The 12,367-nt window shown below is 68.1% G+C and carries 12 protein-coding genes; 4 read left to right on the top strand and 8 right to left on the bottom strand.

Annotation, left to right across the window (positions count from 1 at the left end):
* Positions 1-73 precede the first annotated feature (73 nt).
* From GGR36_RS15195 to GGR36_RS15165, 7 genes are all read right to left on the bottom strand, one after another.
* Positions 74-529, bottom strand: a complete 456-nt coding sequence (locus GGR36_RS15195; protein ID WP_183635642.1) for a bactofilin family protein — start codon at positions 527-529, stop codon at positions 74-76.
* A 101-nt stretch (positions 530-630) separates the two neighbouring features.
* On the bottom strand, positions 631-996 hold the full coding sequence (locus tag GGR36_RS15190) for a guided entry of tail-anchored proteins factor 1 (RefSeq protein WP_183635641.1): 366 nt from the start codon (positions 994-996) through the stop codon (positions 631-633).
* A 1-nt stretch (position 997) separates the two neighbouring features.
* On the bottom strand, positions 998-1,849 hold the full coding sequence (locus tag GGR36_RS15185) for a M23 family metallopeptidase (protein ID WP_183635640.1): 852 nt from the start codon (positions 1,847-1,849) through the stop codon (positions 998-1,000).
* A 276-nt stretch (positions 1,850-2,125) separates the two neighbouring features.
* A complete protein-coding gene (locus GGR36_RS15180) occupies positions 2,126-2,728 on the bottom strand; it encodes a ubiquinone biosynthesis accessory factor UbiJ (RefSeq protein ID WP_183635639.1) in 603 nt (200 codons plus the stop codon).
* A gap of 5 nt (positions 2,729-2,733) precedes the next feature.
* Entirely contained in the window at positions 2,734-3,627 is an 894-nt protein-coding gene (locus GGR36_RS15175) for a Tim44 domain-containing protein (protein ID WP_183635638.1), read from the bottom strand.
* A gap of 110 nt (positions 3,628-3,737) precedes the next feature.
* Positions 3,738-4,475: a bifunctional demethylmenaquinone methyltransferase/2-methoxy-6-polyprenyl-1,4-benzoquinol methylase UbiE gene (gene ubiE / locus GGR36_RS15170; RefSeq protein WP_183635637.1), complete on the bottom strand. Its 738-nt coding sequence runs from the start codon at positions 4,473-4,475 to the stop codon at positions 3,738-3,740.
* 9 nt (positions 4,476-4,484) lie between these two features.
* Positions 4,485-4,913 carry a gamma-butyrobetaine hydroxylase family protein gene (locus tag GGR36_RS15165; protein ID WP_183635636.1) on the bottom strand — a complete coding sequence of 143 codons (429 nt, stop codon included), beginning with the start codon at positions 4,911-4,913 and terminating at the stop codon, positions 4,485-4,487.
* A 172-nt stretch (positions 4,914-5,085) separates the two neighbouring features.
* Between GGR36_RS15165 and GGR36_RS15160 the strand changes: the two genes are divergently transcribed.
* The 3 genes from GGR36_RS15160 to GGR36_RS15150 all read left to right on the top strand — a co-directional run bounded on the left by GGR36_RS15160 (position 5,086) and on the right by GGR36_RS15150 (position 10,137).
* Positions 5,086-6,390 carry a ferredoxin reductase family protein gene (locus GGR36_RS15160; protein ID WP_183635635.1) on the top strand — a complete coding sequence of 435 codons (1,305 nt, stop codon included), beginning with the start codon at positions 5,086-5,088 and terminating at the stop codon, positions 6,388-6,390.
* Between the two features lie 93 nt (positions 6,391-6,483).
* Entirely contained in the window at positions 6,484-8,835 is a 2,352-nt protein-coding gene (locus tag GGR36_RS15155) for a fatty acid cis/trans isomerase (protein WP_183635634.1), read from the top strand.
* 75 nt (positions 8,836-8,910) lie between these two features.
* Positions 8,911-10,137, top strand: a complete 1,227-nt coding sequence (locus tag GGR36_RS15150) for an MFS transporter (RefSeq protein WP_207064455.1) — start codon at positions 8,911-8,913, stop codon at positions 10,135-10,137.
* A gap of 10 nt (positions 10,138-10,147) precedes the next feature.
* Here the strand turns inward: GGR36_RS15150 and GGR36_RS15145 are convergent, their stop codons facing one another.
* Entirely contained in the window at positions 10,148-11,761 is a 1,614-nt protein-coding gene (locus tag GGR36_RS15145; RefSeq protein WP_183635633.1) for a GGDEF domain-containing protein, read from the bottom strand.
* A gap of 264 nt (positions 11,762-12,025) precedes the next feature.
* On the opposite strand from GGR36_RS15145, the gene GGR36_RS15140 reads away from it, so the two are divergent.
* Positions 12,026-12,358 carry a hypothetical protein gene (locus GGR36_RS15140; RefSeq protein WP_183635632.1) on the top strand — a complete coding sequence of 111 codons (333 nt, stop codon included), beginning with the start codon at positions 12,026-12,028 and terminating at the stop codon, positions 12,356-12,358.
* Positions 12,359-12,367 lie beyond the last annotated feature (9 nt).

Here is a 12,367-nt window from a genome sequence, read left to right as displayed (position 1 = left end):
TCGCACAAAAGCGATCGGGGCAGCTGCGACGTGTGCCGCAGAGCTGCCCCGATCGTTCGGCGTCGAGAGTCTGTCAGGCGCTGCGCGCCTTGTCAGCCTTGTCGGATTTGTCGACGGCGAGTTCCACCACGTTGTCGACCTGGCGATCGCCGCCGACCTGCTGGATCGTGCCTTGCACGCCGGCACCGACTTCCATCTGCAGCTTGTGATAGCGGATCGAACCGGAAATCATCGCCTTGGGCTGCAATTCGAGGAAATGCTCGACTTCCAGATCGCCGATCACGGTGCCGTTGATCACCGCGTCGTAGCAGCGCACGCTGCCTTCGATGCGCCCCTTGTCGGAAAGCACCAGCAGGCTCTTGTCCTTCTTGGCCTCGCCGTCCTTGCCGATGGCGTTGCCCTTGAGCGCGCCATCGATACGCAATCCGGACCCGAACACGATGTCGCCGGTGATTTCGACGTCTTCGGCAATCAGGCTGGAGAGCTTGCTGACCTCGATCAGGTGGGGTTTCTTCTGTTTTCCGAACATGACTACTTCTCCTGGATGCGGGGCGCTGGGGCGCGTCCGGCTGTCGCGGCACACGGCGCACAGCCGGGTGGGGGTTCTGGTGGCGTTCGCGCGCAGGCGCGTCAGCGTTTGCCTTCCTGCGCCTTGCGGAAGAAGGTCACTTCGTCCTGCAGGGCACGGATGCGTTCGTTGAGGGTGTCGACCTGACGCTCGAGTTCGGCCGCACGCGCTTCGCTCATGCGTGCATGCAGCGTGCGTTCCTCCAGCGTCTTCTGCAGCGTGCGCATTTCGCTGCGCGCACTCGCCAGCTCGCGCACGCTCTCGCTTTCCGGTGCGAACAGGAAGAAGCCGGCGATCAGCAGCAGCGCAACGAACACGCCGGCCGCGGCACCCAGAAGCAGATGCGTCGCCGGCCACTTGCGCCGCGTCAGCACGAGGCCGGCATGGGTCAGCTGGCGCGTGCGACCGGCGCGGAACGGGATCGCCATGTCAGAGCCCGGCGAGGTAATCGCGCGGATCGACATACTCGCCGTCGCGGATCACTTCGAAATGCAGATGCGGTCCGGTGGAGCGGCCCGTCGAGCCAACCCGTGAAATCTCCTGCCCCGGCTCGATCACCTGCCCGGTCTTGACCAGCAGCTTCGAGGCGTGGGCGTAGCGCGTCATCAGGCCGTTGCCGTGATCGAGTTCGACCACCCAGCCGAAGTCCGAATTCCAGCCCGCGAAGGCGACGACGCCGCCGGCAGCCGCGTGGATCGAGGTGCCCGGGTCGGCGGTGAAGTCGAGCCCGGCGTGAAAGGCCAGCCGTCGCGTAATGGGGTCGACGCGGTTGCCGAAAGTCGAGCCGATCTCCACGCCCTCGATCGGTCGGCGACTCGGAAAGGTCATCAGGCCCAGGTTGCGCTGTGCAGTGACCTGGCCGACTTCTGACAGCTGGTTCTCGACACGCGCCAACGCGGCTTCGAGTTCTGCCATCGGATCGCGGCTGGTGATCACGCGCGGCGGCAGCATCGGGCCACCGCTGCCGCCCTTGCCCTTGGCCTTGTGTTCGTAGTCTTCCAGCACGCCGATCTTGCGACCCAGATGGGCCGCTTCGTTTTCGAGCCTGAACACGCGCCCGGCGATCGCGCCAAGCTGTTCGACGGTGTAGGGGTTCTGGCGCAGCAGCGGGATCTTCGGCAAGGCGGCCGGCGAGCCGCCCGCAAGCAGGTAGCCGAACGCTGCCCCGGTGAGCAGCAGGGTCAGCGCAAACACGATGCCGCCCAGCAGCAGGGTGCGGGTCGAAAGCGTACGCACCCCAGCGGCGGTCAGTCCGCCGGTGGATAGCATGACAAACGCCATGAGTTGTCTCCCTCCCTTGATCTACTTATGGTGTCTCGCGCCCGGGCCGGGATGACCGGAGGGGCCGGGGCCGACCGTATCGCGTTGCCTGGCGCGGGCAAGCGTCGTGCGGTCGAGCGGGTGGAAAACCGGACTTTAAGTGTAAAACCCTCCGACGCGCAATGCCGTCGTCAAGCGAAAACCTGAACTGGATCAAGCGACTGGATCGCGCGAACCAAGAAAAACGCCCCACGATCGGGGGCGTTCAATCTTCAATGCTTTGGTGATTCGGCGCCGTCAGGCAGGGCCGCGCGTGAGTCGATCCACCCGCTTGCCCAGCCGCGCGAGGTCATCGCGCAAGGTCGCGACGTCGCGGCCGAAGGCATCAAGTTCGTCGCGCGAGGGCGTGATGCGTGCTTCTTCCACCGCGTACTCCCGCAGGTTCTCGACCAGGTTCTGCGCCGCCTGCCGGCCCCACCCGGCGAACTGCGTTGCCCCCTGATGCAAGCGGTGCGCGAGCGGGTCGCCGAAGACGCGCGCGAGGTCCTCTTCGGCATCCCATTCGAGATTGCGGAGCACGAAGCCCAGCGTTTCGGCGAAATGAGCGTCGCCGGAAATACGCGCCTGCCGGAACAGCGCCTCGGGCCCCTCGGGTAGCTTCGCCAGCGCCTCCGCGGGAAGTTCGAGGCGCACGTCGGCATCGTCCGACGCAGCGCAGGCGGCAATCTGCCCGGTCTCGCCGACGACGAAATCGACCGCCACCGCGCCGAAGGCGAGGCGCGCGCGGCGCCCGCAGAACGGCGCAAGGCGCTCGCACGCCCATGCGTTGCGCGCGAGCAGGTGCCCCAGCGCGCGCGCAAAGCCGGCGCTGGCGATGGACGGGCGCGCGGTCTCGCTCATCGCGTTCAGGCCACCTGCTGGATGCCGGCGAGCACCCAGCCACCGTTGCCGGCAACCGGCTTGGTGAGGTGCCAGACCTCGTTGAATCCGGCCGGCGGTGCGTCCTTGGCCTCGCGCAGCAGGCCGTGGAAGCGCACGCTCGCAATGTAACGGCTGCCTTCCTCGACCACTTCGAGTACGTCGGCGTCGAGCTGGATCACGTCGGTCTGGTTTGCGGCGCCACGGCGCTCATCGATGTCCAGCTTGAACTCGGCGAACATTTCCGGCGTCGTGAATTCGCGGATGTCTTCGAGGTTGCCGGCATCGTTGGCGGCCTGCAGCCGCACGAACTGCACCTTGGCATTGCGCGCGAAGCCTTCGGCATCGAAACCGGCCGGCAGCGTGTTGGCGACGGCTTCAGCCGCCTGCGGTGCAACGCCCCCACCGATGGCCGTGACCGTCGGGCGGTCGGATTGCGCGTTATACGGCGCACCGGCGCCTGCGTACTGCATCGACTGTGTCGATTGCGACGCCTTGCCCGCCATGAAACGACGGATCAGCATGAAGACCACGCCGGCGGCAAGCATCGCCAGCAGGATGCCAGCAAAGTCAGCGCCCACACCGAAGTGCGACAGCAGGGCCGCGAGGCCGATACCGGCAGCCAGGCCGGCGAGCGGGCCGGCCCACTTGCGCCAGCCGGAAGGCTGCGCGGCCGGCGGCGTCATGCCCGGCTTGGCGGCCGACGCCGGCGCAGGTTGCGGCGCCGCTTGCGGCGGGGTCGCCGGGCGGGCCGGTGCGGCGGCAGGGGTGCGCTGCATGCCGATCGAACGGCTGCCGCCCAGGCGCTTGGCCTCGGCGTCCGCCACAACCATCGCGCTACCGATGAAGATTGCAAACACCGCGATCATCAGACGTTTCATTCGTGCGACTGCTTTCGTGTCAGTGGAGTCGGGCTGTTAGATGCGAGCGAGCACGACAAGTTCAAGGGCTGGCTGCGAAAGCCAAGCCCTTGGCGTCGATATTCCTATGCTCAGAACTTGTAACCGCGGTGCAGCGCCACCGCGCCGGCGGCGAGGTTGAAGTACTGCACGCGCTCGAGGCCGGCGCCGCGCATCATCTCGGCCAGCGTGTCCTGGTCCGGGTGCATGCGGATCGATTCGGCGAGGTAGCGGTAGCTGTCGGCGTCGTTGGCGACCTTCTGGCCCATCCACGGCAGCAGCTTGAAGGAGTAGGCGTCGTAGGCCGGCGCGAGCGGCTTCCAGATCTTCGAGAATTCGAGCACCAGCAGGCGACCGCCGGGGCGCAGCACGCGGCGCATCTCGGCCAGCGCGACGTCCTTGTGCGTCATGTTGCGCAGGCCGAATGCCACCGTCACCAGATCGAAACTGTCCGAGGCGAAGGGCAGCTTCTCCGCATCGCACTGCGCGGTCGGCAGGCTGAAGCCCTTGTCGAGCACGCGGTCGCGGCCGACCGAGAGCATCGCGTGATTGATGTCGGTGAGCCACACCTGGCCGCTGTCGCCGACGCGCTTGGCGAACGCCAGCGAGAGGTCGGCGGTGCCGCCGGCGACGTCGAGCACGCGCTCGCCAGGCCGCACGTTGGCGATGTCGATCGTGAACTTCTTCCACAGCCGGTGCATGCCCATCGACATGAGGTCGTTCATCACGTCGTACTTCTGCGCGACCGAGGTGAAGACGCCGGCGACCTTCTTGGCCTTTTCTTCTTCCTTGACGGTTTCGTAGCCGAAGTGGGTGGTCTTGTCGCTCATGTTCTTTCCTCAGTGGCTGCCACAGGCGCCGGTGCCGCAGCCGCCCTTGGGCGCGGCGGGGGTTTCGCTATCACGGTTGGCGCCGGCATCTTCGAGCCGGCGCAGGTATTCGGCCCACAGCGGCTCGTGCCGCGCGCCCAGCTGGTACAGGTAGTCCCAGGTATAGAGCCCGCTGTCGTGCCCGTCGGTGAACACCAGCTTCACCGCATAGTGGCCGACCGGCTCGATCGCGCTGATGTTCACCTCGCGCTTGCCGGTCTGCAGCACTTCCTGGCCTTCGCCGTGGCCGCGCACTTCGGCCGACGGCGAATAGACGCGCAGGTACTCGCAGGGCAGCTCGAAACGCTCACCGTCGGAGAAGGTGATCTCGAGCAGGCGCGAGCGCTGGTGTAAGCGGATGTCGGTCGGGATGGGGGTGTCGGCGTCGAGTCCGGACATGGTGGGCTCCAGGCCCCGTCAAGGCGTCGGGGCGAAGGCTGCAAGTTTAACGCAGCCGGCCGACGCGTCCGCGCAGTCGCATCCGGTAAGAGTTGCGAGCGCGCGGGTCAAGCGTCGCGCGCGCATGGCGGTCTAGGCTGTGATGCATGCAGATTGCACTGGAGCATCGAAGATGAAACGCATCGTGTCTGGACTCGGCGCGCTGGCGCTGGGTGTGTGGGCGCTGACGCCGGGCGCGGGTGGCCTGGTGGACGGCGCCGGGTTCTGGCAATGGCGCCGCGAGGCGGTGCTGCTGAGCGGACTGGTCGGCCTGCTGGCGATGAGCGCCGCGATCCTGCTGGCAACGCGCCCGCGCTGGCTCGAACGTCCGCTCGGCGGGCTCGACAAGGCTTACGCGCTGCACAAGTGGCTCGGCATCACCGCCGGTGTCGCGCTCGGCCTGCACTGGTTCGCCGAGAACGGCGCGCGCTGGCTGGTACAGCTGGGCTGGGTGATGCGGCGCGCACGCGGCGGCCCGCATGGCCCGGACAGCGCCCTGATCGACTTCGCCAAGGAAAGCGGCGAATGGGCCTTCTACGTGATGCTGGCGCTGCTCGTGGTCGCATTGGTGCAGCGCATTCCGTACCGTTACTTCCGCTGGGTGCACAAGGCCCTGGCGGTGGTGTTCCTGTTCGGCACCTTCCATGCGCTGATGCTGGCGCCGGACGCCTGGTATGCCGGTGCGGCGGGTTGGCTGGTGATCGCGGCAGCGACGGTGGGTGGCGTGGGTGCGCTGTGGTCGCTGACCGGGCGCATCGGCCGGGCGCGCACCCTGCACGGTCGCGTCGCGGCCGTCACGGTGCACGGCGGCGGCCTGGTGGACCTGCGGCTCGAGCTGCCCGCACCGGGCCTGATCGCCAAGGCCGGCCAGTTTGCCTTCCTGCAGTTCGACGCGCGCGAAGGCCCGCACCCCTTCACGATCGCCTCGGCCGACGACCCGTGTCGCCCGCGTTTTGTCATCAAACCGCTCGGCGACTACACCGCCACCCTCGGCCGCAGCCTCGCGGCGGGGCGCATGGCGAAGGTGGAAGGGCCCTACGGCTGCTTCGATTTCGATGCGGCGGGCGAACGCGAACTGTGGATCGCCGGCGGAATCGGCATCACGCCCTTCCTCGCGCGGCTCGACGCACTGATCGCGCAAGGTGGCAGTCGCCGCCCGGTGGACTTCTGGTACTGCACCCGCAACGCCGGCGATGCGGCCTTCCCGGATGGGCTCGAAGCGCGTTGCGCGAAAGCCGGCGTGCGCCTGCACCGTGTCGTGGCCGAACTCGACGGCTTGCTCGATGCAGCGCGTCTGGCGCGGGAAGCCGGCACGTTGCGCGGTGGCCAGGTCTGGTTCTGCGGGCCGGCCGGATTCGCCCGCAGCCTGCGCCGCCAGCTCGAAGGCCTTGGGCTTCCGCGCCAAGCCTTCCACAGCGAACGGTTTGCCATGCGCTGAAAGCCAGCAGTGACGCGCTGAGCACGGATCGCGCTGCGCGTCACCGGGGCAGAGGTACCATCGCCGGCTCTTCTGTCCTTGCCGGAGTGCGCGATGCTGCCCGCCCTGTTCCCCCGCCTGCTGCTGCCAATGCTGATCCTGTTGGCAGGGTGCGCCGTGATCCAGCGCGAAGCCTTCGAACGCGAACACGGCCCGGCCGACCCGACCCGCTACGACCATGCCACCGCGCCGACGGCCGCTCAGGTGAGCTACCGGCGCGAGATCCAGCCCCTGCTCGGCAAGCGCTGCGTCGTGTGCCATGCCTGCTACGACGCCCCCTGCCAGCTCAAGCTCGGCAGCTGGGAAGGCATCGCGCGCGGCATCAGCCCGGAGCTGGTGTACGACGGTACGCGATTGAAGGAGGCGCCGACGACACGCCTGTTTGCCGATGCCTTGCGGGCCTCCGAGTGGCGCGAAAAGGGCTTCGCGCCGGTGCTCAACGAGCGTGAAGCCACGCCCGCCGCCAACCACACCGCGAGCCTGCTCTACCGCGCACTGGCGCTGAAACAGGCGCACCCCTTGCCGCAGGTGGATGTGCTGCCGAAGGACTTCGACTTCGGCCTCGATCGCAAGCAGAGCTGCCCGCGCATCGAGAACTTCGAGGACTACGCCCGCGACAAGCCACTTGCCGGCATGCCCTACGGCCTGCCCGGCCTGACGCAAGCCGAGTTCGATCTGGTCGCCCGCTGGCTCGAACAGGGCGCACCGGACGAAGGCCCGGCGCCAGTACCTGCGGCAGAGCAACGCGAGGTCGACAACTGGGAACGCTTTCTGAACGGCGATTCGAACAAGGAACGGCTGATGAGCCGCTACCTGTACGAACACCTGTTCCTCGGCCATCTGTACGTCAGCGGCGCGAAGGATGCCAACGCCTACAAGCTGGTGCGCAGCGCCACGCCGCCGGGCCAGCCGATCCAGCTCGTCGCGACGCGCCGGCCCTTCGACGACCCCGGCGTGTTGCGCGTCTTCTACCGCCTGCAGCGCGATCAGGAGCCGATCGTCGCGAAGACCCACATGCCCTACCGGCTCGACGCCGAACGGATGACGAAGTATCGCGGCTGGTTCCTGAAGCCGGACTACACCGTCGCTGCGCTGCCCGGCTACACCGCGCAGACGGCCGCGAATCCGCTCGCCACTTTCCACGAGATTCCGGTCAATTCGCGCCATCGCTTCCTGCTCGACGAAGCGCAGTTCTTCGTCATGAACTTCATCAAGGGCCCGGTGTGCCGCGGGCAACTCGCGCTGGACGTGATCGAAGACCGTTTCTGGGTCTTCTTCACCGACCCGGATGAGGGCGCGGTCAGCGATGCCAACGAGCGCGTCCAGCGCGAAGCGGCCAAGCTGAAACTGCCGGCGGCCTGGGGCAGCGATGCCGGCCTCATCAAACCCTGGCGGGCCTACGCCGAACAGGAAGAGCAGTTCGTCCGCGCGCGCACCGCAAGCTTGCGCGAGGTGGCGCAGAAGCGCGGCGGGCCGGCGCTGACCATGATCTGGGACGGCGACGGCCACAACCCCAACGCCGCGCTGACGATCTTCCGCCACTTCGACAGCGCCACCGTGGTCAAAGGCCTCGTCGGCGAGCCGCCGAAAACCGCCTGGGTGATGGGCTACAACCTGTTCGAGCGGGTCTTCTACCTGCTCTCGGCAGGTTTTGATGTCTGGGGCAACATCGGCCACCAGCTTCACAGCCGGCTCTACATGGACTTCCTGCGCATGGAAGGCGAAACCAACTTCGCGATGCTGCTGCCGCAGGCGGTGCGCAAGGACACCCTGTCTTACTGGTACCGCCGCGACGGCGATGCGCTCGAACGGGTGCTGGGCATGGACGCCGGCGTCGAATCCGCGGTGCCTTTCCGCAGCGACGACCCGAAGACCGAACTCTTCACGCTGCTGAAGAAGCGCCTCGGCCCGGCGCTCGACACCCGGCTCGCGCTCGGCACCTACCCCGACGCCGCGCTGCGCCGCCCCCTGCAAGCGCTGGCCGCGGTGCAGGGCGCCAGCCTCGACTGGATGCCGGAGGTCGCCTATCTCGAAGTCGCCGACAGCGCCGGCCACCCGCACTACTTCTCGCTGCTGCGCGACACCGGCCACTTCAACGTGACCCACCTGCTGCGCGAATCCAAGGGGCTGGCACCCGACGAGAACCGCCTCACCGTGGTGCCCGGCTTCGTCGGCGCCTACCCGAACGCGCTCTACCAGCTCAAGGCCGCCGATCTGCCGGCGCTGACCGAGGCGGTGCGCGGGCTCGCCTCGGAAGCGGACTACCGCCGCCTGGCCGACCGCTTCGCGGTGCGCCGCACACGGGCGGATTTCTGGGCCTTCAGCGATGTGCTGCACGCCGCCATGCAGCGCGAAGGCCCGATCGACGGCGGCCTGCTCGACTACAACCGGCTGGAGAACCGCTGAGCGCAAACGGAAGGTGGCAGACCACACGTCACACCGGTCTGCCACAATCGCCGCTTTCCACCACCGGGACGCATCGTGAACACTCCCCCGCGCACCGCCACCGTCGTGTTCATCTTCATCACCGTGGTGCTCGACGTGCTGGCGCTGGGCGTGGTGATCCCGGTGCTGCCCAAGCTGATCGAGGCCTTCCTCGACGGCAACACTGCCCGCGCGGCCGAGATCAACGGCGGTTTCTCGACCGCCTGGGCGCTGATGCAGTTCATCTTCTCCCCGCTGCTCGGCGCGGTGTCGGACCGCTACGGCCGCCGCCCGGTGATCCTGATTTCGTGCCTGGGTCTGGGCCTCGACTACCTGCTGATGGCGATGGCGCCCACGCTCGCCTGGCTGTTCATCGGGCGGGTCATCTCGGGGATTACCGCGGCGAGTTTCTCCACCGCCGGCGCCTACATCGCCGACGTCACGCCGCCGGACAAGCGCGCCGGCGCCTTCGGCATGATCGGTGCGGCCTGGGGCCTGGGCTTCGTGATCGGGCCGGCGGTCGGCGGCTTGCTCGGCGGCATCGAACCAAGGTTGCCGTTCTGGGTGGCCGGCGCGCTGGCGCTGGCCAACTTCACCTACGGGCTCTTCGTGTTACCGGAATCGCTGCCGCGCGAGCGCCGCTCGGCCAGCTTCTCGTGGAAGCGCGCCAACCCGCTCGGCGCACTGACGCTGCTGCGTTCGCACCGCGAGCTGTTCGGCCTCGCCGGCGTCAATGCGCTGTACTGGTTTGCGCACTACGCGCTGCCCTCGACCTTCGTCCTCTACACCAGCCACCGTTACGGCTGGGGCGCCCAGACGGTGGGCCTGACGCTGGCGGCGGTCGGCATCTGCAACGTGCTGGTGCAGGCGGTGCTGGTGCGGCGGGTGGTGCCGCTGATCGGCGAACGTCGCGCGCTCTTGCTGGGTCTGGCCGCCGGCGCCGGCGGCTTTGCGCTGTACGGTCTGGCACCGAGCGGCATCTGGTTCTGGGCCGGCCTGCCGGTGTTCGCGCTGATGGGCTTCTTCGGCCCCGCACTGCAAGCCCTGATGTCGCGCCATGTCAGCCCGCAGGAACAGGGCCAGCTGCAGGGCGCCAACAGCAGCGCATCGGCGCTGGTGGGTCTGCTCGCGCCGGGCACCTTCAGCGTCGTGTTCGCGTGGTCGATCGACCCGGCGGTGGGCTGGCACATGCCGGGCGCGTCGATGCTGCTCGCCGCCGCGGTCACGGTGCTGGCGCTGGCCCTGGGCGCGCGCGTCACGCGCAGGGAAGCGGCCTCGGCCTGAGCGGCAGCGCTCAGACGCTGACGCTGCGGCCGCCGGCTTCCATCAGCACCGGCATGCCTTCGCGGGCCACCGCGACGCGGTTGCGGCCCTCTTCCTTGGCGCGATAGAGCGCGGCATCGGCGCGCTGATACAGGGTTTCACCGCTCTCGCCGTGCTGCAGCACCGCCAGCCCGATGCTCACGGTCAGGCGCCCGTGCGGTGCGGTCTTGTGCGCTATGCCCAGCGCTTCGATCGCGAGGCGCACATGCTGCGCCAGCGTCAGCGCGCCCTCCGGACTGGTGTTCTCGACCAGGATCGCGAATTCCTCGCCGCCCAGGCGCGCGCTCAGATCGCCGACCCGCGCGCCGGCACTCTGCAGGATGGTGCCGACCTGTTCCAGCGCACGGTCGCCAGCTGCATGGCCATAGCGGTCGTTGAAGGCCTTGAAGGCGTCAATGTCGAGCATGATCAGCGCCAGCGCCGCACCGCTGCGCTGCTGACGGCGGATCGCTTGTTCCAGCCGTTCCGAGAAGGCGCGGCGGTTGGCGAGCCCTGTCAGCGAATCGGTGGTGGCGCGCTTCTCCAGATCCTGCACCTGCGCGTCGATCACGCCGAGCAGCGCATTGGTGTGCGCCGCAAGGCGTCCGATCTCGTCGTGCCGCTGCTCGTCCACCCGCAGCGACCAGTTCTTTTCGGTGCGGATGCGGTCGATGTCGGCGGTCAGCCGGCGCAGGCGATAGACCAGGATGCGGTCCACCGCGAAGATCAGCAGCACGCCGATCAGCATCGCCAGCGCAAGCAGCTCGAGCTGCGCCTTGTGCAGGCTGCTGCGGCCGAGCGCACTGATTTCACGCGGCACGTGCAGCACCAGCGCGCCAAAGGGTTTCGCGTTCAGGTCCGAGATGTTCAGGCGCAGTTCGAGGGTATCGGGCAGGGTGCGGATCAAGGGGCTGGCGTGGCCGAAGACCGGCGAGGCGATCGGCGCGCCTGCGACTTCATCCGCGCTCGGTCCGTTCGAGGCCGGCGCGAGGGCGAAGTCCAGCTGACTTTCCTTGCGCACGCGCTGGATCATCCGCGCGTCGAAGCGCCGGCCCAGCACCACCATGCCGCGTGGCGGCTGCATCACCGTGGTATCGCGGATCGGCATGCGGCAGGCCAGGTACTGCACGCCTGCGAGCACGGCGACACCGCAGTGCTGCGCGTCCGCGGCAAGCGGGCCTCGCAGCGCCGCAAACAGGGGGTCGCCCGGTGCCTTGAGGCGGGCCAGATCCGGCAGCCCTTGCGCCGGGCGGACGGCGGCAACGGCATCCAGCAACTCACCGTTCGCGCCGATCACCAGCACCCAGTCCAGATCCGACGGGGCCAGCGTGGCGGGGCTCAGGTTGTCGCGGCGGAACGCGGCGTCGCGGGTGCCGACGTAGGCGTACAGCTCGCTCCAGTGCGCCCAGCCCAGCAGTAACTGGCTGAGCGAACGCGCCTCGATTTCAAGGGCGCTGACCAGGCGCTGCATCTCGTGTTGCGCGGCGTCGCGTTCGATCTGCGCATAGCTCGCACCAAAGCCGCGCTGCAGCAGGTTCGACGCCAGCAGTGCCGCCACGGCGATGAGGCCAACGACGCCCAGGATGAGGCGGACCAGCAGTGACATGGGGCGGCAGTCCTCGCAGCGGAAGGGATTGCGACGGCGGGTGGCGATATCCGGTCAACGACATCCTGCCGCGCAGCTTGAGGGCAGGGGGATGAACGGTGCCGGCATGCCCCTTGCTGGCGAACGATGAAGCAAGCGCGCGATACGTCACGGTATGCATCGCGGCGGCGGTTCCATACTGGCCAAACGCGATGCCGCTGCGTGACAGTCATGCACGCTGCGGTGGCGCGTTGCCCGGATCGACCTTGCGGAAGGGGACACTCGATGGCAAGCATGAAGCGCGAAATCGTGACCGGACTGAACGTCATCTTCGGCCTGCTGCTCATCGGCTGGCCCTTCATGGCGCTGTTCACCGTCAATCTGGCCGAGGACGCACGCGCGCTGCAGAACGGCTACATGCTGGCGGTGCTGCTGACGGTGTGGCCCTACCCCTTCCTCTACCTGGTCGCACTGGCCTGGAGCCGCGCCGCGCTGACTCGCAACCGCTCGCGCCGCCACGCCATCAAGATCGCGCTGCTGCCGGCAATCAACCTCGCGCTGGTGCTGATCGCTACGGTGTCGTACTGGGGGCACTGCGGCGGGCGATTCGGTTGTTGAACCCCCGCC

Source organism: Niveibacterium umoris (genome assembly GCF_014197015.1).
Lineage (GTDB): Bacteria > Pseudomonadota > Gammaproteobacteria > Burkholderiales > Rhodocyclaceae > Niveibacterium > Niveibacterium umoris.
The sequence above is the reverse complement of the archived record's forward strand: the minus strand, read 5'-3'. Positions and strand labels throughout refer to the sequence as shown.